This window comes from Caulobacter sp. BE264 (assembly GCF_031457805.1).
GTDB lineage: Bacteria > Pseudomonadota > Alphaproteobacteria > Caulobacterales > Caulobacteraceae > Caulobacter.
This window is the reverse complement of the sequence record NZ_JAVDXI010000001.1, coordinates 963,529-986,807: the sequence shown is the minus strand read 5'-3', so window position 1 is coordinate 986,807 and position 23,279 is coordinate 963,529. Positions and strand designations below refer to the sequence as shown.

Below are 23,279 nucleotides of genomic sequence, written 5' to 3'. Positions count from 1 at the left end.
CCATGCGCTATCTGCACACGATGATCCGCGTTCGCGACCTGGACGCCTCGCTGCGGTTCTACTGCGACGGCCTTGGCCTGCAGGAAATGTATCGCATGGAGAACGAGAAGGGCCGCTTCACCCTGGTCTTCCTCGCTGCTCCGGAGGACGTCGAACTGGCAAAGGCGCGCAAGGCGCCGCTAGTCGAGCTGACCTACAACTGGGACGACGAGGAGTACGGCGGCGGTCGCAATTTCGGCCACCTGGCCTACCGGGTCGACAACATCTACGAGACCTGCCAGCGCCTTATGGACATGGGCGTAACGATCAATCGCCCGCCGCGCGACGGTCACATGGCCTTTGTGCGCTCGCCCGACAACATCTCCATCGAACTGCTGCAGGACGGCGATCTGCCGGCAGCCGAGCCTTGGGCCTCTATGCCGAACGTGGGCGCCTGGTAGGTCAGGAGGCCTGCGGCCGAGCCAGCTCCTCCAGCCGGCGACGCGGCGCATCCGCGATCCCGGCCCAGAGAACGCGCGCCAGTTCAAGTCGGTACGCTGTGGCGTATCCTGTGAGCAACATACTATGAGCGCCGTCCGTCATGGCGCGCGCGAGATCCTTGCGGGCCAGAATGGTGGCCCGATCGACGGGCGGCTCGGGATCGGCGTTGGCCACCCGGCGATCCATCTCCAACGCCGCTTGAAGCGCCAAGGTCACCAGAGCTGGGAGTTGGCTGGCGTCGTCCTTCGACTTTGCGCGGATCTGCAACTGGCTGCGGCCAGGATCTTCAATCTCGAATCTCAGCGCACCGACGACGCGTTGAAGAGTCGTCGGCCAATGGTCATCGGCTGTCGTCATGAAAAATCGCGCCCCCCCGAGCGTGTGGTTTCTATCGGATAGCGATGTTCGCTCTGCGATCAAAGGCGACAGAGCCTGCTCTCCCCGTTTCGGGGCGCCTGGAAAATCAAATGTGGAGTCTCCAGATGGAGGCGGCCGTTCTGCGCTCGCCCCAAGGATTACCCATGTCCGACTTGTCCGCTTTTCCGATTACTCAGCGCTGGCCCGCCGCGAGGCCTGAGGAGATCCAGCTCTATTCGCTACCGACGCCGAACGGTGTGAAGGTCTCAATCATGCTGGAGGAGACCGGACTGCCCTACGAGCCGCACCTGATCGACATCGGGAAGAACGAGACCTGGGGCGCGGAGTATCTGTCGCTCAATCCCAACGGCAAGATCCCCGCCATCATCGATCCCTTTGGGCCCGAGGGGAGGCCGATCGCGCTGTTCGAGAGCGGAGCCATCCTGGTCTATCTCGCGGAGAAGACCGGAAAGTTTTTGCCGACAGAGCCGACGGCTCGCTACGAAACCCTGCAATGGGTTTTCTTCCAGATGGCCGCCATCGGCCCGATGTTTGGACAGCTAGGCTTCTTCCATAAGTTCGCCGGCCGCGAATACGAGGATAGGCGACCCCTGCAACGCTATGCTGCGGAGTCAAAGCGGTTGCTGGGCGTGCTGGAGGGGAGGCTGGCTGAGCGGCCATGGATCATGGGCGACGACTACACGATCGCCGACATCGCGACCCTTGGCTGGGTCCGGAATCTGATCGGCTTTTATGAGGCGGGCGACCTCGTTGACTACGGCGATCTTCAGAATGTCCCGCGTTGGTTGGCGGCGGGGCTCGCCCGTCCGGCGGTCCAGCGCGGATTGCAAATCCCAGCACGCGCTTGAAGCTTTGCTGGTCCTGCGACCTTTTGGTCGCGGCGTTAAGAATTAAGTCCTGATTAACCATAATCAGGCGATTTTTTGCCTGTCTTCTTTGAAGGCACCCACCATCACTGACTTCCACAGCCCGGCCGCAAAGCCGGGCTGCTTTTTTTGGATTCGGCGCTTGCATCGGCGCCATGAGGCGGCTATCACGCGGCCTCTTCTGAGAGCGACCTGTTCCGCGGTAGCTCAGTGGTAGAGCAGCCGGCTGTTAACCGGCTGGTCGTAGGTTCGAATCCTACCCGCGGAGCCACTCTCTGATTTCCCGAAAATCAGTATGTTCCCCTGTCGGCGCGTCCGCGCGGTCGCGTGCGGTGTTGCGCGTTTTTCTGGCTTGCATCGACTCGGTGAGATAGCTATCTCCCGCCCTCTCTTGAGAGCGACCTGTTCCGCGGTAGCTCAGTGGTAGAGCAGCCGGCTGTTAACCGGCTGGTCGTAGGTTCGAATCCTACCCGCGGAGCCACTCACCGACGGCGTTGTCGACTAACGCGCCAACAAGCTCAAACGTCAGCGCATCCGCTCTTGCCGCCGTTCACGCTGCTTGCGACGCCAGCGGCCGTAAGCGCGCTTCAGCTTTTCGTCGATCCACGGCAGGAAGTAGATCAGCACTAAGGCGATCACCGCGAGGATGATCACGATCGGCGCACTATGCATGACAGAACCCCAATTCGTCGTGCTGCGAGCGATTTCCTCCGTCGCCGATCATGTCGGCGAAGAAACCTTATGTTGCTTAGCGTATGGGGGATCAACCAAGCTTCCATGACAACGCTTAATTGAAAGCTCGATCGCTCCTGATTTGCTCTATGAGCGTCTCCGTCCGCCGCCGTGTGATGATTTTCCAACCTCAGGCGAGGGGGCTTTACGGCGCTGAGGTCTGGGATCGCATTGCGTTTCGACGAGCGGCGGACCTATAAGCCTGCTCGAAAGTCCAGTCCTTCGAGGGATTCCATGAGCACCGACTTCGCCGCCGCGCGGCTGAACATGGTCGAGAGCCAAATTCGCACCGCCGACGTGACCGACCTGCCGTTGCAGGACGCCCTGCGTGTCGTGGCGCGCGAACGCGTTGTGCCGGCCTCGAAGGCTTACCTCGCCTACGCCGACGCCGATATTGAGTACGCGCCCGGGCGCTGGCTCCTGCGTCCTCGGGAGGTCGGCAAACTGTTGCAGGCGCTGAAGCCGCGTGAAGGCGAGACCGCCCTTGCCATCGCCGCGCCCTATGCAGCTGCGGTTCTGGAGAAGATGGGACTTTCGGTCACGCGGCACGACGGCGATGACCTCAAAACAGTACCCGCCGGCGCATACGACGTGATCATTTGCGAAGGCGCCGTCGCCGTGGCCCCCAAGGCTTGGCAAGAGGCCTTAGCGCATGGCGGGCGCTTGGGTGTCGTCGAGCGCACCGGTCCGGTCGGCCGCGCCGCGATTTACCTACGCGCGGAAGACGGTGTCGGCCGTCGCGCCGCGTTTGACGCCGCGCCGCCGGTTCTGGCCGGCTTCGAAGCCGAGACTGGCTTCAGCTTCTGACATCGTGGGCTCGGGCGAGCCGCCGCAACGTTTGCGTGAAAAAAGCTTAACTGGCGACGACTGGCGGAGCGACTTACACGCGATCATATTGTGGCGAGCGCGGGCTTCGCGTGATTGGGGATAGAATGTTGATGTCGTACCGTCGACGGGCCGGGTTGCTGGCCGCCGCTTGCAGCGCTGGCCTCCTGGCTGGGGCCTTTTCCGTCGCGAACGCCGAGACCCTCGCCGATGCGATCGCGCTCGCCTATCAGACCAATCCTACGCTGCAGCAACAGCGCGCCAGCGCGCGGGTGACGGATGAAGGCGTCGTCCAGGCCAAGACGGGCTTTCGTCCGACCATCGGGGCCACCGCCGACATCACCGGCTCGGAGACCAACCCCGCCGCTTCGGGCGCAAACGTAAGAGTCTCTGGCAGCAGCGCGGCTCTGTCGATCAGCCAGCCGCTCTACACGGGCGGCCGCGCCTCCGCGAGCGTCAGCGCTGCCGAAGCTGACGTGTTGTCGGCGCGCGAGGGGCTCCGGTCGGTTGAGCAGAGCGTGCTGGTTAGTGTCGTCCAGGCCTATGTCGACGTCCGCCGCGACCAAGAACGCCTTCGCATCGCAAAGGAAAGCGTCGCGGTTCTGCAGCGGCAGCTCGACGAGTCGAACGCGCGCTTCGATGTTGGCGAGATCACCCGAACTGACGTCGCGCAGTCGCAGGCGCGACTGGCCTCGGCCAAGGCCGCGCTGTCAGCGGCGCAGGCGCAGCTTGAAGTGAGTCGCGCCGCCTACGCCGCCGTCGTGGGGCAGACCCCGGGCGAACTGGCTCCGGAGCCGAGCCTCGCCGGTTTGCTTCCGGTCAGCGTTGATCAAGCCTTTGAGGCCGCGCAGACGACCAATCCGGGGGTGGCCTCCGCGAAGTTCAACGAGGAGGCCGCCGCAGCGCGTGTGGCCGTGGCCAAGGCTGGCTATCGTCCGACGGTTTCGGCGCGCGCTTCGGTTGGTTACGCCGCCGACAAGCGCTCGGGCGTCGGCAGCCAGTTCGACGACTACGATCGCAGCGTCTCCGGTGCGATCACCGCTTCAATTCCGCTTTTTACCGGGGGTCTGACGACCTCGCAGGTTCGCGCCGCCACGGAGCGTGAAAACGCCGCCCGAAGCGCCGTGGAAGGCGCTAAACGCACGGCGATCCAGCAGGTCTCCAACGCGTGGAGCAACCTCCTGGCGTCTCGCGCGGGTCTCGTGTCGAACGAAGAGCAGGTCCGTGCGACCCGTATCGCCTTCGAAGGCGTGCGTCAGGAGCAGCAGGTTGGTTTGCGCACCACCCTGGACGTGCTGAACGCTCAGTTGGAACTGTCCAACGCTGAGCTGGCGCTGGTCTCGGCCCGTCGCGACGAATACCTGGCCGGCGCCGTCGTCCTGCAGGCCATGGGCCAGCTGGATGTGGCGAAGCTGTCGTCGGCAACCGCCGCGTACGATCCGAAAGCTTCCTACAACCGCGTCACGCGTGGCGTGGGCTGGGTGCCGTGGGAGCCGGTGGTGCAAGCGATCGACAGCGTCGGCGCGGCTTCGACTAAGCCGAAGGACGCGTCGAAGTAGGTTCGAACCGCGTCGATTCCGCCCAGGCGCGGACTTGCGCTTGCTTAACACGCGTAAGTCTGCACCATCGCGGCTAAGCGCGCCCCAAGGCGCGCAAGGATTCGTACCTCTTTACGACGGCCCCGCACATGTCCGATCAGTCTCAAGAACCTACAATGGAGGAAATCCTCGCCTCCATTCGACGCATCATCTCGGAGGATGACGCGCCGGCGGAGCCTGCGGCCGAAGCGGCGCCTCCGCCGCCAGAGCCGGAGCCTGAGCCCGAGCCGGTGTCGTTCGACGACGACGTTCTGGAGCTGACGGACCCGATCACGCCGGAGCCCGAGCTGCCGCCGCTCGAGACTGTCGGTGATATCGACATCTATTCACCGCCTGAGCCTGAGCCCGAGCCCGCCTACACGCCGCCGCCCGCCGCGCCTGTGTTCGATCGCGACGAGGTCGCTGACCAACTGGTCGGTGTTTCGGCCGCGTCGGCCGCCGCCAGCGCCTTCGGTAGCCTGAGCTCGGCCCTGCTGATGCCCAAGGACGGGCGTACGCTGGAAGACGTCGTACGCGAGCTGCTGCGTCCGCTGCTCAAGGAGTGGCTGGACCAGAACCTGCCGCGCATCGTCGAGACCAAGGTCGAGGAAGAAGTGCAGCGCATCTCTCGGGGGCGCGGCGCCTAAAGCTTCCGAACCGTCGGAAAATCGAGGCGGTCGCTGCGGCGGCCGCCTTTTTCGTTGCTCAATCCTTCAGAAAACCCAGGCCCGCCGGTTCCCCGGGCGGGCCGCAGATGGCATATCCGCTCCGCCATGCTCGAAAAAACCTTCGATCCCAAATCCGTCGAACCCCGCCTGTACGCCGCCTGGGAGGCCTCCGGAGCCTTCAAGCCCAGCGAGGATCCGAACGCCGAGTCGTTTGTGATCGTGATCCCGCCGCCGAACGTGACGGGCTCGCTGCATATCGGTCACGCGCTGAACAACACGCTGCAGGACGTGCTGACCCGTTTCCACCGGATGCGCGGCAAGGCCGCCCTGTGGCTGCCGGGCACCGATCACGCGGGCATCGCCACCCAGATGGTCGTTGAGCGCCAGCTGGCCGCCGCCGGCAACATCGGCCGTCGCGACATGGGCCGTGAAGCGTTTGTCGACAAGGTTTGGGAGTGGAAGGCCGAGAGCGGCGGGGCCATCACCAACCAGCTGCGCCGGCTTGGCGCGTCCTGCGACTGGTCGCGCGAGCGCTTCACCTTGGACGAGGGCCTGTCGGCCGCTGTCCGCAAGGTGTTTGTCCAGCTCTACAAGCAGAACCTGCTGTATCGTGACAAGCGCCTCGTGAACTGGGACCCGCAGTTCCAGACCGCCATCTCCGACCTCGAGGTCGAGCAGAAGGAGGTCGACGGCGCCTATTGGCACTTCGCCTATCCGCTGGCCGACGGCGTCACCTATCAGCACCCGATCGCCTTCGACGACGAGGGAAAGCCGACCGAATACGAGACCCGCGACTACATCGTCGTGGCCACCACGCGTCCGGAAACGATGCTGGGCGACACCGGCGTCGCGGTCCATCCCGACGACGAGCGCTACAAGGGCCTGGTCGGCAAGTTCGTGACCCTGCCGATCGTCGGCCGCCGCATCCCGATCGTCGCCGACGACTATGCTGACCCGACCAAGGGCTCAGGCGCGGTGAAGATCACGCCCGCCCACGACTTCAACGACTTCGGCGTCGGCAAGCGCGCGGGCCTGGAAGCCATCAACATCCTGACGGTCGAGGCCAAGCTGAACGAGAACGTTCCGGCCGAATACCAGGGCATGGACCGCTTCGTCGCGCGCAAGGCCATCGTCGGCCGCGCCGAGGACGAGGGCTGGCTGAAGGAGATCGAGAAGACCAAGCACATGGTCCCGCACGGCGACCGTTCGGGCGTGGTCATCGAGCCCTTCCTGACCGACCAGTGGTACGTCGACGCCAAGACCCTGGCCCAGCCCGCGCTCAAGGCCGTCGAGACCGGCGAGACGGTCTTCGAGCCCAAGCACTGGGAAAAGACCTACTTCGAATGGCTGCGTAACATCGAGCCCTGGTGCGTCTCGCGCCAGCTCTGGTGGGGGCACCGGATCCCGGCGTGGTTTGGTCCGGACGGCTCGATCTTCGTCGAGGAGACCGAGGAAGCCGCCTACGCCGCCGCCCGCGCGCAGTTCGGCGCCGACGTCATCCTCACCCAGGACGAGGACGTCCTCGACACCTGGTTCAGCTCGGCCCTGTGGCCGTTCTCGACCCTGGGGTGGCCGGAAAAGACCGCGGACCTCGCCAAGTTCTACCCGACCAGCACCCTGGTGACGGGATTCGACATCATCTTCTTCTGGGTCGCCCGGATGATGATGATGGGCATCCATTTCATGGGTGAGGCCCCGTTCAAGCAGGTGTTCATCAACGCCCTCGTTCGTGACGAGAAGGGCGCCAAGATGAGCAAGTCCAAGGGCAACGTGATGGATCCCTTGATCCTGATCGACGAACTGGGCTGCGACGCGGTGCGCTTCACCCTGACGGCGATGTCGGGTCAAGCGCGCGACATCAAGCTCTCCAAGCAGCGGATCGAAGGCTACCGCAACTTCGGCACCAAGCTGTGGAACGCCTCGCGCTTCGCCCAGATGAACGAGTGCGTCCGCGTCGAGGGCTTCGATCCCGCGACCGTCCAGCAGCCGATCAACAAGTGGATCCGCGGCGAGACGGTCAAGACCGTCGCCGAGGTGACTAAGGCCCTGGAAGCCCCGTCGTTCGACGAGGCCGCTGGCGCTCTGTACCGCTTCGTCTGGAACGTCTTCTGCGACTGGTACCTGGAGCTGGCCAAGCCGATCCTGAACGGCGATGACGCCGCCGCCAAGGCCGAGACCCGCGCCACCGCCGCCTGGGCGCTGGACGTCATCCTGAAGCTGCTGCACCCGGTGATGCCGTTCATCACCGAGGAGCTGTGGGAGAAGACCGCCGAGTTTGGTCCGGCCCGCGACAGCATGCTGATCTCGGCGAAGTGGCCGGAGCTGCCCGCCGACTGGATCGACGCCGAGGCCGAGGCCGAGATCGGCTGGCTGGTCGAGACGGTGGGCGAGATTCGCTCGATCCGCGCCGAGATGAACGTGCCGCCGTCGGCCAAGCCGGGCCTTACGGTTGTCGGCGCTGGCGCAGAGACCAAGGCCCGTCTGGCCCGTCACCGCGACCTGCTGCTGACCCTGGCGCGTCTCGACAGTGTCCGCGAGGCCGACGCCGCGCCTGCCGGCTCGGCGCCGGTGGTCATGGGCGAGGCGACCGGCGCGCTGGGCGTGGCCGAGTTCATCGACATCGCCGCTGAGAAGGCTCGGCTGACCAAGGACATCGCTGGCCACGCCGGCGAGATCGAGAAGGTCAACAAGAAGCTCGGCAACCCCGACTTCCTGGCACGCGCCAAGGAAGAGGTCATTGAGGAGAACCGCGAGCGCTTGGCCGAGTCGGAAGCCGCCAAGGCCAAGCTCGAGGCTGCGCTGGCGCGCTTGGAATCAGTCGGCTAAGCACTGAAGGCGATCGAAGAGTTGGGGCGGCGTCTCACGAGAGGCGTCGCCCTTTTTGCTGGCGTTATGACGCTGCGGAAACCGGGCAAGTCGCGCTTCTAACTTATCAATGTTCTCCTAGGGTCAAACGGACGTTTGCATCCCGCTTGCGGCTGTGCTCTCTGGTCGCTGAACGCGCTCAGCAAACAAGGCGCGACACGATACCGGGAGAGTTAGCATCATGACCCAGGCCGCCCCCGCGTCCATTCCGTGGCCCGCCATGTCGGTGCAGCAAGCCTATGCGCTGATCACTCAGCCAGGCACGCCGGGCGAGATGGAGGAGGTCGAGATCCGCGGCGTCAAGACGCGGACCTGGAAGAACGCGCCGCCAACCCTGCGTGACACCCTGCTGCTGGGGCGGGCCCACGGCGAGAAGGTGTTTCTCGTCCACGAGGACGAGCGGGTCACGTTCGAAGCCTTTTACCGCGCCGTCACTCATATGGCGGCCGAGCTCGAAGCGTTCGGCGTCCAGAAGGGCGACCGCGTCGCTATCATCATGCGCAACCTGCCGGAATGGCCGGTGGCCTTCTACGGGGCGCTGTCTCTGGGCGCCATCGTCACGCCGCTGAACGCCTGGTGGACCGGGCCGGAGCTGGAATACGGCTTGGTCGATTCCGGGGCGAAGGTCGCCATCGTCGATGTCGAGCGCTACGAGCGGATGGGCGAGCACCTGCACAACTGTCCGGATCTCAAGCGCGTCTACGTCAGCCGAGCCAGGGAGGAGATCACCCATCCCTACGTGATCCCGCTCGAGTCCAAGATCGGATGCCCGAACGACTGGGCGAAGCTGGAGGAGAAGCCGCTGCCGACCGTCGCCATAGCGTCGGACGATGACGCCACGATCTTCTACACCTCGGGCACGACCGGTAAGCCCAAGGGCGCGATCGGCACCCATCGCAACATCAACAGCAACATCTTCGCGGCCGCCGCCGCTGGCGCGCGCGCGTTCCTGCGTCGCGGCGAGGCGCCGCCCCAGCCCGATCCAAGCCTGCCGCAAAAGGGCTCGCTGATCTCGGTGCCGTTCTTCCACGCCACAGGCTGCTTCGCCGTGCTGAACCCGTCGCTGTTCGGCGGCGCCAAGCTGGCGATGATCCGCAAGTGGGATCCGGAAAAGGCGATGCAGCTGATTCAGGACGAGAAGCTGACGCAAATGGGCGGCGTTCCGACCATCGCCTGGCAGATCATCGAGCATCCCAATCGCGCCAACTACGATCTGTCGTCGATCGAGGCCGTGGCCTATGGCGGCGCGCCGTCGGCTCCGGAGCTGGTGCGAAAGATCAAGGAGATCTGGCCAAAGTCCTCGCCAGGCAATGGCTGGGGCATGACCGAAACCTCGGCCACCGCGACCAGCAATTCCGCCGAGGACTACGAAAACCGTCCCGACAGTTGTGGTCCGGCCGTCCCGGTGACGGACCTGAAGATCATGACGGTTGAGGCGCCGTACCGCGAGTTGCCGATTGGGGAGGTCGGCGAGCTGTGGTGCAAGGGCCCACAGGTCGTGCGCGGCTACTGGAACAAGCCCGAGGCGACGGCCCAGACCTTCGTCGACGGCTGGGTGCGGACCGGAGATCTGGCCCGTCTCGATGCCGAGGGCTTCTGCTTCATCATCGACCGCGCCAAGGACATGCTGATCCGCGGCGGCGAGAACATCTACTGCATCGAGGTCGAGAACTGCCTCTATGACCATCCGGCGGTCATGGACGCCGCCTTGGTCGGTATTCCGCACAAGACGCTGGGCGAAGAGCCGGCCGCCGTCGTCACCCTGAAGCCGGGCGCGGAAGCGACCGAGGCCGAGCTGCGCGCCTTCGTCGCTGATCGCCTCGCGGCCTTCAAGGTGCCGGTGAAGGTGGTGTTCTGGCATGAGACGTTGCCCCGCAACGCCAATGGCAAGATCATGAAGAACGAACTGAAGAAGGTGTTCGTGGAGGGGTAGGGGCCATGGTCCAGTCCAAGGCGGCGAACGTCGACGACTTCATGCAGGAGGTCGCGCCGGAGCGCCGCCCGGCCCTGGACCAACTGAGAGCGCTTTGCCTTCGCGCCTTTGGGCCAGAGAGCGAGTGCATGGCTTTCGGCATGCCCGCCTATGGTCCGCCGAAGCTGCCTTGGATCGCCTTCAACAGCCAGAAACAACACATCGCGTTCTATGTCGGGCAGACGGCGATGGACGCCTTCTCCGCGCGGTTAGCCGACATCGATCACGGCAAAGGCTGTGTGCGTTGGCGTCGTCCTGACAAGATGGACTTCGACCTGATCGCAGACATGCTCGAGCATGTCCGCCTCAGTACGAAGCAGGACCCAGCGTAGGCGCTGTCTGGTTCAGATGACCTGAACCAGACAGTAAACCCGCCCATGACGGTCCTAAGCGCTGACCGGCGGCTTGCGGTGCGCCCAAGGGGCGGCGGCCTCAAGCTGGTAGGCTAGAGCGAACAGAGTCGCTTCATCGCCCGCGCGACCGGCGAATTGTACGCCGACGGGCAGGCCGTCCGGCGTCCAGTGCAGCGGTACGCTCATGGCCGGCGCACCGGCCACGTTCTGCACCGGTGTGTAGCCGACATAGGCCATCAGGCGCGCCTGCAGCTCCTCGAACGGCACCCAGCCGGCGACATAGCCCAGCTCCACCGGCGGCTTGCCCAGTACGGGTGACAGGATGATGTCGTACTTGGTCAGCCAGGCGTCGTAGGCCTTGATCGTCGCTTGCAGTCGCTCCAGGGCCGCCTGCAGCGCGCCAGGCGGCAGGGTGTTGACCAACTCAGCCATGCCCAGGCTGAAGGGCTCCAGCACGTTGGCGTCGGGCTTACGGCCCATGGCCTTGCCGATCCCCGCCACCAGTTCGGCCGCGCCGCTGGCCCAGAGCGCCGTAAAGTCCTGGCCGAACTGATTGCCGTCCATAGGCCACGCTGTCGGCTCGACACGGTGACCGAGATCCTTCAGCAGCTTGGCGGCGTTATTGACGGCCGTCTGGACCTCCGGATGGGGCGTGAGCCCTGTACCGGTGTTCATCACCAGCCCGACCTTCAGCTTCCGCTTCAGCGGGGCGGTGACCACGCCGATCGGCTTGAACGCCGCGCCCGCGTCTGTGCGCTCCGAAGCGGCGAACAGAGCGGCCGAGTCGCGCACGCTGTGGGAGACGCAGTGCGACACCGACAGGTCGATGCCTCGGTTGGTCGGCCGGTTCGGGATCATGCGTCCGCGCGAAGGCTTCAGGCCGAACAGGCCACAGTTGGCGGCCGGGATGCGGATCGAGCCGCCGCCGTCGCTGGCGTGGGCGATCGTCACCATGCCCGACGCCACGGCCGCCGCCGCCCCGCCGGAAGAGCCGCCCGACGAATGCTTGAGGCTCCAGGGATTGCGCGTCGGCAGGAAGCCCATCGGCTCGGTCGTGGGCAAGAAGCCGTACTCCGGCGTCGACGACTTGCCGATCGTCACGAAGCCGGCGGCGTCGAAGGCGTCGACATAGGGCGTCTGCTCCGTATCGGGCTTGGCGCCCAGCGTCGCTCGGGTGCCGTAACGGGTGCGGACGCCCTTGTAGGGGTCCAGATCCTTGACCAGGAAAGGCACGCCGGCGAAGGGGCCGCTCAGTTGGCCGCTCTTGGCCTTGGCGAGCGCCCGCTCAAAGTCCGAATCGACGACGGCCTGGACGTGGGGTTGCAGGGTCTCGACCTTGCGGATGGCGTCCTCGACGGCCTCGGCGACGCTGATCTCCTTGCGGCGAATGCGGCCGGCGATTTCGGTGGCGTCGGGCGCCCAGGGGGCGGGGGCGGCGGACGACTTGGGCTTGGCGAAGGCCGAAGGCGCGGCGGCGATGGCGGCGGAAGCGGCCATCAGGCCACGGCGGCTGAAACGCATGGAATTCCTCCCGACAGGACCGACGTCTTCGCGCCGGTAATCGCTGTTCAGTTGACCCCGAAGAGACCTTCACCGCAAGCCTGTGCTAGACGCCTGCTTCGAGTTTTCGGGGAAAGGCCTTGGCCAGAAAGCGCATCGATCAACTGCTTGTCGAAACTGGCGTCTTCGACAGTCGCGCAAAGGCGCGCGCGGCGATTGAGGCTGGCCGGGTGTCGGTAGCCGGCCGGCTTGTGGTCAAGCCCTCTGAGTCTGTCGACGACGCCGCCGAGATCGTAGCGGAGGCCGCACATCCCTGGGTGGGGCGCGGCGCGCTGAAACTAATTCACGCCCTGGATCTCTGGCCCATCGCGGTCGAGGGGCGGGTGGCTGTCGACGTCGGCGCGTCGACGGGCGGGTTCACCGAGGTGCTGTTGTCGCGGGGCGCCGCCTTCGTGTTCGCGGTCGACGTCGGGCGCGGCCAGCTGCACGCCAGTCTGAAGGGCAGCGATCGGGTGGCGGATCTTTCGGGGGTGGATGCGCGTAGTCTGGATTCCGATCGGATCAACCAAGCGCCCGGCCTGATCGTCAGCGACGTCAGCTTCATCTCGCTGACCAAGGCTCTGCCGGCGGCGCTCGATCTGGCGATCCAGGGCGCGGACTTGGTGGCGCTGATCAAGCCGCAGTTCGAGGCCGGGCGCGAACACATCGGCAAGGGCGGACTGGTCAAGGATCCCGAAGTGATCGTCCGTGTCGAACGAGAGGTCGTCGCGTTTCTGGAAGCTGCGGGCTGGTCGGTGCGGGGCCTCTCCGAAAGTCCCATCGCGGGCGGGGAGGGGCAGGTCGAACGGCTGGTCTGGGCGACCAAGCTTTAGCCCGACCGAACGAAATCGGCCGCCCACAGGGGGCGGCCGATCATTTTCCGCAAGAGGTCGTCGCGCTTAGTCGACGACCTGATATTTGCCGTTGGAGTCCGGGCAGACGCGCACGAAGCGCTTCTGGACGCGGCCGTCCGGCAGGTAGATCGGGCTTTCGGCCAGGGTGCAGCCGTTCACGTCGGCCTGTTGGGCCCGGTTGTCGACCCGATAGCCTTCCTGACGCTCGTAGCTGCGCTCGTAGTAGGTGTCGCGGCTTGCCTCGCGGCGAGCGTCCTCATACGCGCTCGAGCGATAGGCCTGATCTTCATAGGCGCCGTTATAGGCGGTCGGCGGCGGCGGAGCGCGACCCGGGGCGCAGGCGGCGGACTTCTTGCCGATGCTGGACCCGATCACGGCGCCCAGAAGGCCGCCGAGGACGGCGCCCTCGGTCTTGGCGCCGCGCGCGGCCACGCCGCCGCCGATCGCCGCGCCGAGGCCAGCGCCCGCCAGGCCGCCGCCCGTGCCGCGCTGCGTGGTCGAGCGCTGGCAGGGGTCGTAATAGTAGCCCTGGCGGTCATAGGCGCCGCCGTAGCCTTGCGAGCCGTAAGCCTGGGCCGAGGCCAGGGTCGGCGTCAGCACGCCGCAGACGAGGGCTGCGGTCACGCCCAGAACGGTCTTCATCTTGGAGGTCCTGTTCTTGTTCGCGCTCATGGTCATGAGAGAACCTGTCTTTCTTAAGGCCGCCGCTTTTCGGCGTACGGCCTAGCTCATCCGTTGTCACCGTTGTGGCGCAGCCAACATGAACGGAGCCTGACAGAACGCATGCCGTTCCCCGTCCGACGGAAAAAACCGCTGCGGCGCGCGCCCTCATCTGGGTTTTGGGGTATGGACTGCGGATGCAAGACCTGACGATCAACGCGGTGGGCGCCCAGGGCGACGGGCTCGCGCGCACCGCCGACGGCAAGCCCGCCTTCATTCCGCTCACGCTTCCCGGCGAAATTGTTCGAGCCCAGTTCGACGGCGCGCGCGGAGAGGTCGTCGAGATTCTGGCGCCGAGTCCGGAGCGCGTGACGCCGACTTGTCGTCACTATGGGACGTGCGGCGGCTGCGCCCTGCAGTACTGGGCGGCTGAGCCCTATCGCGCCTGGAAGGCCGAACAGGTTCGGCTCCAGCTGTCGATGGAGGGGCTTGAGACCGAAATCCTGCCGACCTTCGCGGCGCCCCCGGCGTCGCGGCGTCGCGTGGCGCTGCATGCCCGCAAGGGTGGCAAGGGGCAGGGCGCGCGTCTTGGTTTCAAGGAGCGACGCTCTTGGAACCTCGTGTCGATCGAAGAGTGCCCCGTCACCGATCCGCGTCTCGTGGCGGCGCTGCCGGCCCTGGCGCGCCTTGCCGAACCCTTTCTGGAGCATCCCAAGTCGGCGCCGACCCTCCACGTCACGCTCACCGCCACGGGCCTCGACATCGACATCACCGGTGTCGAGCGCAAGAGCGGCGGGTTGTCGGCCGACGCCCGGATGCGTGCGGCCATGGCGGCGGGCGAAGGCGACTTCGCCCGAGTCACCCTGGCCGGTGAGACGATCTATGGCGCGCGCCAGCCCTTGGTGAAGCTCGGTTCCGCCGTCGTCGCCCTGCCGCCCGGAAGCTTTCTGCAGGCCGTCCCCGCCGCTGAGAAGGCGATGGTCGAGCTCGCGGTCGCCGAGGCCCAGGGCGCCAGCCGCGTGGCTGACCTCTACTGCGGCGTTGGCACCTTCACTTTCCCTCTGGCCGAGGTGACCCAGGTCTACGCTGCCGAAATGAGCGCGCCGGCCATCAGCGCTCTCAAGGCCGCGATCGGCGGCGCGCCCGGGCTCAAGCCGATCACCGCCGAGACGCGGGATCTGGTGCGGCGTCCCGTGCTGAGCACCGAACTGGCCAAGACCGATGTCGTCGTTATCGACCCGCCCCGCGCCGGCGCCGCTGAGCAGACTGTCGAGATCGCCAAGTCCAAGGTCGCCAAGGTGGTGGGCGTTTCGTGCAACCCGCAGACCTTCGCCAAGGATGCGCGCGTGCTGGTCGACGCTGGCTTCAAGCTTGTGAGGGTGACGCCTGTGGACCAGTTCGTGTGGTCGCCCCATATTGAGCTGGTCGGAGTCTTCACGCGGTGAGGGGGCTATGGTCCAGACCAGCAGCGGACGTGGACGACCCGCCTTCGCGCTCGACGCGGTAGGCCAGGGCGCCAAGGCCGCCGTCAAGGCGGTCTGGTGGACCGCGACCGGCGGTCTGGCTCGCTCCCTGACCCGACCGTCCGACGGGCCGCAGGCCCGGCGCTTCTCGCCGACGACCCCGGCGCCGATCCGGACCAGTCTTCGGCGGGCCTATCTGGAGGCCTTCGAGAAGGACGCCCGGGATGTCTCGGCAGGCCTTTATCCCGCCATCGAGGATGGACCGGCCCGGCCGTCGGCCGCCCTGCGGGAGGCCGCGGACTTCATTGCAGACGCCTTCGAGGTTGATCAACGCCGACGTCGTGGGGATGGAGTCGAGGTTCGAGAGGCGGCCGATCCCTCGGTCTATCCGACCTACTATCGGCAGAACTTTCACTATCAATCGGGGGGCTGGTTCACCCAAGAAAGCGCCCGTCGCTATGACGCTCAGGTCGAGGCGTTGTTTTCCGGCACGGCGGGAGCGATGCGGCGGCGCGGGCTTTCGCTGTTAGCCAGGCATTGGCGCGCTCGTGATCATCGCGACGCCAAAATCCTCGATGTGGCGTGCGGTTCCGGCGCGTTCCTCAAGGATCTGCGGGCGACGTTTCCGCGCGCCGCGCTGGCTGGCCTGGATCTGTCCGAAGCCTATCTAGGCAAGGCGCGACAACGCACCGGCGTCGGCGGCGTCAAGGCCATGGCCGAGGCGCTGCCGTTCGCGGATGGCGCTCTGGACGCCGTCACCTGCGTCTATCTCTTCCACGAGTTGCCGCCGCGCGTGCGCCCGGTGGTGGCGGCCAGCCTGTCGCGGGTGCTCAAGCCCGGCGGGGTTCTGGTGCTGGTCGACTCCGTCCAGCCAGCGGATACGCCCGATCTCGCGCGCCTCCTGGAGGCCTTCCCCGTCTATTTCCACGAGCCCTACTACGGCAGCTATGCCGAGACCGACCTGCCGAGCCTGTTCGGCGAGGTTGGGCTGCGGCTGGTCGCCGAAGACCGCGCCTTTCTCACCAAGGCCCTGCTGTTCGAGAAGCCGGCCGGCTGAGTTGCCAGCGGCGCGTCCGCCCGGCTAATCAGAGGCGGGCGCGAGGGCGAGAGTTTGCGGGTTTACGAGGCGGGGCGGCGGTATGAGGCCCTGGACGGCCTGCGCGGTGTCGCCGCCGTGGGGGTCATGCTCTACCACATCGGCAGTTGGACGGGCCGGCCGTGGCTGGTTCCGCACGGCTATCTGGCCGTCGACTTCTTCTTCTGCCTGTCCGGTTTCGTGCTGGCCCACGCCTATGGCGCGCGTCCGATCAGCTGGCTGGGGTTCATGCGCCAGCGCCTGGTGCGCCTTTGGCCCCTGATCGCGCTCACCATGCTGGGCGGCGCCTTCGTGATCATCCAGCATCGCGAGGCCGTGCCGGGTTGGCTGGCCTTGGGCCTGCTGATGATCCCGCGGATCTGGATCGACGAGAACGGCTTCTCGCCGCTCTTTCCGTTGAACCCGCCTGCTTGGTCGCTGTTCTTCGAGCTGGCGGTGGGCGCCGCTTGGTTCCCCTTACGCCGGTTGAGCGTCCTGGGGCATGTGCTGCTGGTCGTGCTGCTGCTGCCGGTGATGCTCTATGTCGCCCACGGCATGGGCGGCGTCCTGACGGGCTGGGATCGCGGCACCTTCGTCATCAGTTTCCTGCGCACCCTCTTCGCGTTCCTGCTGGGCTGGGGCTGTTACCGCATGCAGGCCTTCGTCGCCTGGACGGCGCCGGTCTGGGTGCTGGCGATCCTTCTGGGCGCGGTGGTCTGCGCGCCCTGGACGCCGCTCAACTGGCTTTACGACTTCGCCTGCGTCAGCATCGTCTTTCCGTTGATGGTCCTGGCCGGACGCCAGGATCCGACTGGCCTCGTCGGCGAGGTCTGTCGTGTCGCCGGAGCGATATCCTATCCGCTCTATGCGCTGCACTGGCTGGGCTGGGAGCTGTTGCTTCGGGCCTACCGCGCCTTGGGCGGAGAAGGCTATCCCGCCGGCTTTGCGATCACCGCGATGCTGCTGATCGTCATCGGGGCGTGGGTCGTGCTCAAGGTCTATGACGAGCCCGTCCGTCGTCGCCTTCGCGCGCTCGGGGCCTGAACTCAAAATCTTCCCGTGCGCTGTCGGAAGACGCCATAGTCCGCCGTCCTTGTAAGGGGAGAAGAGGACCGCCCATGCTCTACGCCATTCTTTGCTACAACTACGAAGACGTCGTCTGCGCCTGGTCCAAGGCGGAGGACGAGGTCGTGATGGAGAAGCTCGGCGCGGTCCAGCAGCGCTTGGCCGAGGAGGGGCGCTTGGGCCCCGTCGCGCGCCTGATGCCGACGACGGCGGCGACCACCCTGCGCAAGGATCGCGAACCGCCCCTGGTGCTGGACGGGCCCTTCGCCGAGACCAAGGAGCAACTTCTGGGCTTCTACGTCGTCGACTGCGAGTCCCTCGACGGCGCCCTGCAGATCGCCAAGGATCTGGGCAAGGCCAATCCCGGCGGGTCCTACGAGATCCGTCCCATCGCCATGTTTCAGCCGGGTCCGGCGGGCGCGTGATCGACCTCGGCTGGATCGAGGGCGCGATCGCCGCCGCTCGGCCCCAGGCCATGGCGGCGCTGTTGCGCTATTTCCGCGACATGGACGCCGCCGAGGAGGCCTTTCAGGACGCCTGCCTGCGCGCCCTGAAGGCCTGGCCAAAGAATGGGCCGCCGCGTGACCCGACCGCCTGGCTGATCATGGTCGGCCGCAACGCCGCCATCGACGCGGTTCGCAAGACCAGCCGAAACACGGCGCTGCCGCCCGAGCACCTGCTCTCTGATCTCGAAGACGCCGAGGCTGAGGCGGCCGAACGGCTGGACAGCGCGCACTACCGTGATGATGTCCTGCGGCTGCTGTTCATCTGCTGCCATCCGGACCTCCCGGCGACGCAGCAGATCGCCCTGGCGCTGCGGATTGTCTCGGGCCTCTCGGTCAGGGAGATCGCGCGGGCCTTCGTGGTCAGCGACGCGGCGATGGAGCAGCGCATCACGCGGGCCAAGGCCAGGATCGGCGCCGGCGACGCGCCGTTCGAGGCGCCGGGTCCCGTCGAGCGCGCCGAGCGGTTTGCGGCGGTCGCGGCGATGATCTATCTGGTCTTCAACGAGGGCTATTCGGCCAGCGGCAAGGCGCTTGAGGCCAAGGGCGGTCTTTGCGACGAGGCCATTCGTCTCGCGCGCCTGTTGCTGCGCCTGTTGCCGGCCGAACCGGAGATGATGGGTCTGACCGCGCTGCTGCTGCTCCAACATGCGCGGTCCGACGCCCGCTTCGCCGATGACGGCGCGGCGATCCTGCTGGAGGATCAGGACCGAAGTCTCTGGAATCGCAGGATGATCGATGAGGGGCTCGCCCTGATCGACAAGGCGATGCTCAAGCAGGCTCCGGGCCCCTATCAGGTGCAGGCTGCGATCGCGGCGCTGCATGCCCGGGCGGCGCGGGCCGAAGACACCGACTGGGCGGGGATCGACCGCCTCTACGCCGTTTTGGAGATCATGCAGCCTTCGCCCGTGATCACCCTGAACCGGGCGGTGGCGGTCGTTAAGGTTCGCGGGCCGGATGCCGCGCTCGCGATGATCGAGCCTCTGGGCGAGCGGCTCGACGCCTATTTTCACTATCACGGCGCGCGCGGGGCTTTCCTGATGCAGGCGGGGCGGGTCGCCGACGCGCGTCGGGCCTTCGACCGCGCCATCGCTCTGGCCGGCACGGCGGCGCAGGCGGCGAATATCCGCCAGTATCTGGACGGGTTGGCGACCAGGGGCTGAGCGCACCCGGCGATGTCGTACAAATGTTCTTGTTATGTTCATGTTGATCGCGCATCATGCCAACATGGCAGAGGCAGCGAAACTTGGGCCCGCCGCGCGAGGGCGGGGCGCGAAATCGAACCGGACGGGGCGCTTTGAGTCTCAGGTGCGCGAGACCTTTGACGATGGCTGGAGTGGGGACGAAGAGCCCGCTCAAGTCCTCACCCAACTGCAGCCCATGAAGTCGCGGACGATCATCGCCCGCAACCAGAGCCCGGACGTCGGGTTTGACCGTTCGATCAATCCCTATCGGGGCTGCAGCCATGGCTGCATCTACTGCTACGCCCGGCCGGCGCATGCCTATCTGGGCCTGTCGCCGGGCCTGGATTTCGAGAGCAAGATCTTCTTCAAGCCGCAGGCGGGCGAACTGCTCGCCAAGGAGCTGTCCAAGCCCGGCTACAAGCCCGCCACGATCCATATCGGCGGTGACACCGATCCTTATCAGCCTGACGAAAAGACGCTGCGCGTCACCCGACAGGTGATCGAGACCCTGGAGCGGTTCGGCCATCCGTTCACGCTGATCACCAAATCGACGCTGATCCTGCGGGACCTGGATGTGCTGAGCCGCATGGCCGAGCGGGGGCTGACACGGGTGGCGATCTCGATCACGACCCTGGATCGCCGGCTGGCGCGCAGCATGGAGCCGCGCGCGGCCACGCCCGGCAAGCGCGTCGAGGCGGTGCGCCGGCTGACGGAGGCGGGCGTTCCCGTCACCGTCATGTTTGCGCCGGCGATCCCTGGCCTCAACGACCATGAGGTTGAGGCGGTGCTGGAGGCGGCCGGCAAGGCCGGCGCGCGCGGGGCGGGCTATGTAGCGCTGCGCCTGCCGCGCGAGATCGCCCAACTGTTCGAGGAGTGGCTCCAGAGTGACCACCCAGACCGTGCTCGCAAGGTGATGTCGCTGGTCCGCCAGATCCGATCGGGCGAGGTCTATAGGGCCGCCTGGGGCGATCGCATGGTCGGCGACGGTCCGGTCGCTGAGGTGCTCCGGCAGCGGTTCCATCTCGCGGTCAAGCGGTTTGGGCTGGACCAGCCTTGGACCGCTCTGGACATCAGCCAGTTCAAACCGCCGCGCCCGCCGGCCGCGCAGATGGATCTCTTTGGCTAGAGTCTGTTTCCAGCGAAGTGGTCCCGGTTTGCGTGAAGAAAAAAGCGCCGAACAAAAGACCACCTCCGGCCTCTTGACCGCGCCGTCCTGGCTCGCGAAGCAGGGACATGATCTCCGTCGTTCTCGTCGCCTCCGAAGACCTGCCGGGCCTGGCCGCGCAGATGGCCATGCTGGTGCCTGCTGCGGTCGATGGTCTTGTCAAGGAAGTGGTGCTGGTCGCCGGCGATGAGCCAGGCGTCGAGGCCCTGGCCGAGGACAGTGGCGCTCAGCTAGTGCGCGCCAAGGGTGAGGTCAAGGATCGGCTGGCGGCGGGCGCAGGGGCGTCACGGGGCGACTGGATTCTGACGCTACGGACGGATCCGGTGCTGCGCGAGGGCTGGCGCGAGCCGGTGGAGCGGCATCTGGCCGGCGGCGCCGGCGCGCCAGGGCTGCTGATCGCGCCGGGCGGCTGGCTGGGGCGCCTGGCCCCCAAGCCTCACGGTGTCCTGCTGCGTCGCCTGGACTGGCCCGCAGGCGCGGCGATGGACGAGAAGGGGCTGGCCAAGGCCATCAAGGCCAAGGTCCTGGCCTACTAGGGGAAGAAAAGAAGGGGCGCTGAGGCCTTACGGCAACTGCGCCATCAACTGGTCGATGGTCGTGGGCATCTCGACCTGCGGATCCAGGCGGAAGTCCACGGTCCGAGCCCCGCTGGCCACGGCGTCGAGCGTCCGGTTCTCCGCGCCCATCAGCCGGCGGTAGGTCCAGTAGCTGGCCATCACTTTCTCGACGTAGTTGCGGGTTTCCTTGAATGGCAGGCTCTCGATTAGCAGCAGGCTGTCGCAGTCGGCGCCCAGTTGGGCGAGCGTCCGGTTCAGGGTGGCGGGACCGCCGTTATAGGCCGCCACCGCGCGCAGGACGTCCGGGCTCTTGAGGCCCCGGTCCATCAGCCAGGTGAAATAGTCCTGACCCGCGCGCAGATTGAAGGCGGGGTCGAACAACGGCGAGTTGTCGGAGCGCAGCCGGTCGTCGCCGACGACGTCGGCGGCCGAAGTCGGGCGCACCTGCATCAGGCCCACCGCGCCGGCGTTGGAGACGGCGAGGGGATCGAAACGGCTTTCCTGGCGCACCAGGGCGTAGACCATGGCCTTGTCGATCGTGAAGCCGCCGATCGGATCCAGCGGCGGCAGCGGATAGTCCTCGCCGCCCACGCGCCGCACGGGGCGGCCGGCGTTGAGCGGCGCCTTGGCGTTCAGCGCCAGGGCCAGGGTGGTCCAGTCGGCGCGAAGGGCCCCGGTGTCGGCCAGCGAGAGTCCGGCGCGCAGCTCCTCGCCCGCTTCGCGCCAGCGACCGACCTGCGCCAGGGCGGCGGCGCGTCGCGCACGGGGATCGACGGTGACCAGGGCGTTCAGCGACTCGGTGTCGGGCCCGGTATAGGCGACCCGCGTGAGCAGGGTGGCGATCGGATCTTCCCGCGGCTCCGTCACGGGAACGCCGGCCAGGGTCAGCTGTCGCGCGGCGATCATGCCATAGAAGGTGTGGGGCGAATGGGCGGCCTTGAGCAGCAGATCACGCGCCTGACCGCCATGGCCCTGCTGGCTGGCGGCGCGCGCGGCCCAGAAGGCGCCGGCGGCGCGCAGCCACTCGTCCTCGTGTTCGTCGTCGGCGACCTGTTCGAAGAAGCGTTGCGCCTGGGCGGCGTCGCCGAGCCGGATCGCCGACAGCCCCGCGATCCAACGCTCGCCCCCGGCGATGGCCAGGGCGAGCGCCTGTTTCACGTCGCCTGAATAGTAGGCTTCACGCGCCGCGCGGCCCTTGTCCGCCGGCGGCGGGCCGGTCTCGTCGGCGATGAACAGGGTGGGGATCGTGGGCTCGATCACGCGTTTGCCCTTCGGCATGCGCTTCAGGGCCAGGCTGTAGACCCGATCTGCGCCGGCCTCCTCGGCATGGCTGTCCAGCCAGCGGGTCAGCTCGCCGTAGCTCGCCGAATAGCGCGTCGGATGCATGATCTTTGCGAACGTCAGGCGGCCGGCCAGGGTGCGATCGCGGGTGTTGGCGAAGGCGGCTTCGGCGCTGGCGAAGTCGCCGCGATCGGCGGCGGCGAACGCCGCGCGGTAGTACCGGACATCATCGGGAGACAGGGGCTCAAGCCCGCTGGCCTGTGCGGCCAAGGCGGCGACGGACAACACAAAGGCCGACAGCACGGCCAGAAGGCGAGCCCAAAGCTGCAAAAGCAATACGCGCTCCCCCGAAAGATGCGCGTCCCCGTTCCGACTGGTTGCTGAAATCTTAGTGCGGGCGGTCCGGTCGATCAAGTCGCTCGGTCAGGGTCAAAAGATCCTGCCAGGCCTTCTTCTTTTGAGCGGGCGTCCGCAGCAGGAAGGCCGGGTGCAGCGTCGGCATGGCCGGCAGTTCCATCGACTGGTCTTCGGCGACCCACTCGAACCAGCGCCCCCGCATGGTCAGAATGCCTTCATCGCGCTTGAGCATGGCCTTGGCCGACGCGCCGCCGGCCAGAAGCAGCATCTTGGGCTTCACCAGCGCGATGGCGCGCTCGACGAAGGGCGCGCAGACGGCTTGCTCTTGCGGCGTCGGGGTGCGGTTGCCCGGCGGGCGCCAGAACACGGTGTTGGTGATGAACACACGATCTTCGAGGCCTGCGGCTTTGAGCATGCGATCGAGAAGCTTGCCCGCGCGGCCCACGAACGGTTGTCCCTGGGCGTCCTCGTCGGCGCCGGGGCCTTCACCGATGATCATCAGCGGGGCGTCGCTGACGCCGCGCGAGAACACAGCCTGCTTGGCACCCTGGCTCTTCAGCGGGCAGCCCTCGAAGGCGGCGATGGCGGCGGCCAGGCTCTCAAGATCGTTGCAGGCAGCGGCGGCGGCCTTAGCGGCGGCGACGGCCGAGGCGATGTCGGGCGAGCGGACGATGGCCATGCCGGGGCGGGCGACGGGCGCAGGCGGCGGTGGTTGGCTCTTGGCGCGGAGCATCGCCGCGCCCTCCGCCAGCCGATCGATCGGCGCTTCGGCGTACAGGGCCTCGACACCCGCATCGGCCCAGAAGGCCAGCAGGCTTTCGACGGCGCGTTGATCGACGGCGAGGCTCATGTCACCGTCT

22 protein-coding genes and 2 tRNA genes are annotated in these 23,279 nt (G+C 66.7%); 18 read left to right on the top strand and 6 right to left on the bottom strand.

The window, feature by feature from the left end; genetic code table 11:
- Positions 1-2 precede the first annotated feature (2 nt).
- Positions 3-440 (top strand): VOC family protein, encoded by a 438-nt coding sequence (locus J2X45_RS04805; protein ID WP_310211870.1) that lies wholly within the window; start codon positions 3-5, stop codon positions 438-440.
- Between the two features lies 1 nt (position 441).
- Here the strand turns inward: J2X45_RS04805 and J2X45_RS04800 are convergent, their stop codons facing one another.
- Positions 442-837, bottom strand: coding sequence for a hypothetical protein (locus J2X45_RS04800; RefSeq protein WP_310211867.1), 396 nt, complete (start codon positions 835-837; stop codon positions 442-444).
- Between the two features lie 164 nt (positions 838-1,001).
- On the opposite strand from J2X45_RS04800, the gene J2X45_RS04795 reads away from it, so the two are divergent.
- The 3 genes from J2X45_RS04795 to J2X45_RS04785 all read left to right on the top strand — a co-directional run bounded on the left by J2X45_RS04795 (position 1,002) and on the right by J2X45_RS04785 (position 2,205).
- A complete protein-coding gene (locus J2X45_RS04795) occupies positions 1,002-1,706 on the top strand; it encodes a glutathione S-transferase N-terminal domain-containing protein (protein WP_310212106.1) in 705 nt (234 codons plus the stop codon).
- Between the two features lie 214 nt (positions 1,707-1,920).
- Positions 1,921-1,995 (top strand) — tRNA-Asn (locus tag J2X45_RS04790).
- Between the two features lie 135 nt (positions 1,996-2,130).
- A tRNA-Asn gene (locus J2X45_RS04785) sits at positions 2,131-2,205 on the top strand.
- A 44-nt stretch (positions 2,206-2,249) separates the two neighbouring features.
- On the opposite strand, the gene J2X45_RS04780 is transcribed toward J2X45_RS04785, so the two are convergent.
- A complete protein-coding gene (locus J2X45_RS04780; RefSeq protein ID WP_310211863.1) occupies positions 2,250-2,396 on the bottom strand; it encodes a hypothetical protein in 147 nt (48 codons plus the stop codon).
- Between the two features lie 294 nt (positions 2,397-2,690).
- On the opposite strand from J2X45_RS04780, the gene J2X45_RS04775 reads away from it, so the two are divergent.
- The 6 genes from J2X45_RS04775 (at position 2,691) to J2X45_RS04750 (ending at position 10,695) form a co-directional block, all read left to right on the top strand.
- Positions 2,691-3,263 (top strand): protein-L-isoaspartate O-methyltransferase, encoded by a 573-nt coding sequence (locus tag J2X45_RS04775; protein WP_310211861.1) that lies wholly within the window; start codon positions 2,691-2,693, stop codon positions 3,261-3,263.
- 125 nt (positions 3,264-3,388) lie between these two features.
- Complete coding sequence (locus tag J2X45_RS04770; RefSeq protein ID WP_310211858.1) at positions 3,389-4,840, top strand: TolC family outer membrane protein; 1,452 nt, start codon at positions 3,389-3,391, stop codon at positions 4,838-4,840.
- Between the two features lie 128 nt (positions 4,841-4,968).
- Positions 4,969-5,505, top strand: a complete 537-nt coding sequence (gene popZ, locus J2X45_RS04765; RefSeq protein WP_310211856.1) for a pole-organizing protein PopZ — start codon at positions 4,969-4,971, stop codon at positions 5,503-5,505.
- Between the two features lie 126 nt (positions 5,506-5,631).
- Positions 5,632-8,352: a valine--tRNA ligase gene (locus tag J2X45_RS04760; RefSeq protein WP_310211853.1), complete on the top strand. Its 2,721-nt coding sequence runs from the start codon at positions 5,632-5,634 to the stop codon at positions 8,350-8,352.
- A gap of 220 nt (positions 8,353-8,572) precedes the next feature.
- Positions 8,573-10,324: a class I adenylate-forming enzyme family protein gene (locus J2X45_RS04755; protein WP_310211851.1), complete on the top strand. Its 1,752-nt coding sequence runs from the start codon at positions 8,573-8,575 to the stop codon at positions 10,322-10,324.
- A 5-nt stretch (positions 10,325-10,329) separates the two neighbouring features.
- On the top strand, positions 10,330-10,695 hold the full coding sequence (locus tag J2X45_RS04750) for a DUF1801 domain-containing protein (RefSeq protein WP_310211850.1): 366 nt from the start codon (positions 10,330-10,332) through the stop codon (positions 10,693-10,695).
- Positions 10,696-10,749: 54 nt separating this feature from the next.
- Here J2X45_RS04750 and J2X45_RS04745 read toward each other — a convergent pair whose 3' ends face one another.
- A complete protein-coding gene (locus J2X45_RS04745) occupies positions 10,750-12,237 on the bottom strand; it encodes an amidase (RefSeq protein ID WP_310211848.1) in 1,488 nt (495 codons plus the stop codon).
- Between the two features lie 119 nt (positions 12,238-12,356).
- On the opposite strand from J2X45_RS04745, the gene J2X45_RS04740 reads away from it, so the two are divergent.
- Positions 12,357-13,088, top strand: a complete 732-nt coding sequence (locus tag J2X45_RS04740) for a TlyA family RNA methyltransferase (protein WP_310211846.1) — start codon at positions 12,357-12,359, stop codon at positions 13,086-13,088.
- A gap of 66 nt (positions 13,089-13,154) precedes the next feature.
- On the opposite strand, the gene J2X45_RS04735 is transcribed toward J2X45_RS04740, so the two are convergent.
- The gene (locus J2X45_RS04735; RefSeq protein ID WP_310211843.1) at positions 13,155-13,787 is read right to left on the bottom strand and encodes a hypothetical protein; all 633 of its coding nucleotides are present in this window, start codon (positions 13,785-13,787) and stop codon (positions 13,155-13,157) included.
- 179 nt (positions 13,788-13,966) lie between these two features.
- On the opposite strand from J2X45_RS04735, the gene J2X45_RS04730 reads away from it, so the two are divergent.
- From J2X45_RS04730 to J2X45_RS04700, 7 genes are all read left to right on the top strand, one after another.
- Positions 13,967-15,214 (top strand): class I SAM-dependent RNA methyltransferase, encoded by a 1,248-nt coding sequence (locus J2X45_RS04730; protein WP_310211842.1) that lies wholly within the window; start codon positions 13,967-13,969, stop codon positions 15,212-15,214.
- Between the two features lie 7 nt (positions 15,215-15,221).
- Positions 15,222-16,289, top strand: a complete 1,068-nt coding sequence (locus J2X45_RS04725) for a class I SAM-dependent methyltransferase (RefSeq protein WP_310211840.1) — start codon at positions 15,222-15,224, stop codon at positions 16,287-16,289.
- Between the two features lie 54 nt (positions 16,290-16,343).
- Complete coding sequence (locus tag J2X45_RS04720) at positions 16,344-17,351, top strand: acyltransferase (RefSeq protein ID WP_310211837.1); 1,008 nt, start codon at positions 16,344-16,346, stop codon at positions 17,349-17,351.
- Between the two features lie 74 nt (positions 17,352-17,425).
- Complete coding sequence (locus J2X45_RS04715) at positions 17,426-17,797, top strand: YciI family protein (RefSeq protein ID WP_310211835.1); 372 nt, start codon at positions 17,426-17,428, stop codon at positions 17,795-17,797.
- Positions 17,794-19,038 (top strand): RNA polymerase sigma factor, encoded by a 1,245-nt coding sequence (locus J2X45_RS04710; protein WP_310211832.1) that lies wholly within the window; start codon positions 17,794-17,796, stop codon positions 19,036-19,038. The genes J2X45_RS04715 and J2X45_RS04710 overlap by 4 nt, the downstream gene beginning before the upstream one ends.
- A gap of 64 nt (positions 19,039-19,102) precedes the next feature.
- Complete coding sequence (locus J2X45_RS04705; protein ID WP_310211830.1) at positions 19,103-20,185, top strand: PA0069 family radical SAM protein; 1,083 nt, start codon at positions 19,103-19,105, stop codon at positions 20,183-20,185.
- A 107-nt stretch (positions 20,186-20,292) separates the two neighbouring features.
- On the top strand, positions 20,293-20,760 hold the full coding sequence (locus J2X45_RS04700) for a cell wall biosynthesis glycosyltransferase (RefSeq protein WP_310211826.1): 468 nt from the start codon (positions 20,293-20,295) through the stop codon (positions 20,758-20,760).
- Positions 20,761-20,787: 27 nt separating this feature from the next.
- Here J2X45_RS04700 and J2X45_RS04695 read toward each other — a convergent pair whose 3' ends face one another.
- Both J2X45_RS04695 and J2X45_RS04690 read right to left on the bottom strand, forming a co-directional pair.
- Positions 20,788-22,398: a lytic transglycosylase domain-containing protein gene (locus J2X45_RS04695; RefSeq protein ID WP_310211824.1), complete on the bottom strand. Its 1,611-nt coding sequence runs from the start codon at positions 22,396-22,398 to the stop codon at positions 20,788-20,790.
- A gap of 52 nt (positions 22,399-22,450) precedes the next feature.
- Positions 22,451-23,269 (bottom strand): uracil-DNA glycosylase, encoded by an 819-nt coding sequence (locus tag J2X45_RS04690; RefSeq protein WP_310211820.1) that lies wholly within the window; start codon positions 23,267-23,269, stop codon positions 22,451-22,453.
- Positions 23,270-23,279 lie beyond the last annotated feature (10 nt).

Coding starts and splice junctions, on each gene's coding strand:
- J2X45_RS04755 (WP_310211851.1), top strand. CDS start 8,573: ATGACCCAGGCCGCCCCCGCGTCCATTCCGTGGCCCGCCATGTCGGTG.
- J2X45_RS04715 (WP_310211835.1), top strand. CDS start 17,426: ATGCTCTACGCCATTCTTTGCTACAACTACGAAGACGTCGTCTGCGCC.
- popZ (WP_310211856.1), top strand. CDS start 4,969: ATGTCCGATCAGTCTCAAGAACCTACAATGGAGGAAATCCTCGCCTCC.
- J2X45_RS04770 (WP_310211858.1), top strand. CDS start 3,389: ATGTTGATGTCGTACCGTCGACGGGCCGGGTTGCTGGCCGCCGCTTGC.
- J2X45_RS04690 (WP_310211820.1), bottom strand. CDS start 23,269: ATGAGCCTCGCCGTCGATCAACGCGCCGTCGAAAGCCTGCTGGCCTTC.
- J2X45_RS04760 (WP_310211853.1), top strand. CDS start 5,632: ATGCTCGAAAAAACCTTCGATCCCAAATCCGTCGAACCCCGCCTGTAC.
- J2X45_RS04745 (WP_310211848.1), bottom strand. CDS start 12,237: ATGCGTTTCAGCCGCCGTGGCCTGATGGCCGCTTCCGCCGCCATCGCC.
- J2X45_RS04705 (WP_310211830.1), top strand. CDS start 19,103: ATGGCAGAGGCAGCGAAACTTGGGCCCGCCGCGCGAGGGCGGGGCGCG.
- J2X45_RS04730 (WP_310211842.1), top strand. CDS start 13,967: ATGCAAGACCTGACGATCAACGCGGTGGGCGCCCAGGGCGACGGGCTC.
- J2X45_RS04805 (WP_310211870.1), top strand. CDS start 3: ATGCGCTATCTGCACACGATGATCCGCGTTCGCGACCTGGACGCCTCG.
- J2X45_RS04735 (WP_310211843.1), bottom strand. CDS start 13,787: ATGACCATGAGCGCGAACAAGAACAGGACCTCCAAGATGAAGACCGTT.
- J2X45_RS04780 (WP_310211863.1), bottom strand. CDS start 2,396: ATGCATAGTGCGCCGATCGTGATCATCCTCGCGGTGATCGCCTTAGTG.
- J2X45_RS04750 (WP_310211850.1), top strand. CDS start 10,330: ATGGTCCAGTCCAAGGCGGCGAACGTCGACGACTTCATGCAGGAGGTC.
- J2X45_RS04725 (WP_310211840.1), top strand. CDS start 15,222: ATGGTCCAGACCAGCAGCGGACGTGGACGACCCGCCTTCGCGCTCGAC.
- J2X45_RS04775 (WP_310211861.1), top strand. CDS start 2,691: ATGAGCACCGACTTCGCCGCCGCGCGGCTGAACATGGTCGAGAGCCAA.
- J2X45_RS04700 (WP_310211826.1), top strand. CDS start 20,293: ATGATCTCCGTCGTTCTCGTCGCCTCCGAAGACCTGCCGGGCCTGGCC.
- J2X45_RS04800 (WP_310211867.1), bottom strand. CDS start 837: ATGACGACAGCCGATGACCATTGGCCGACGACTCTTCAACGCGTCGTC.
- J2X45_RS04795 (WP_310212106.1), top strand. CDS start 1,002: ATGTCCGACTTGTCCGCTTTTCCGATTACTCAGCGCTGGCCCGCCGCG.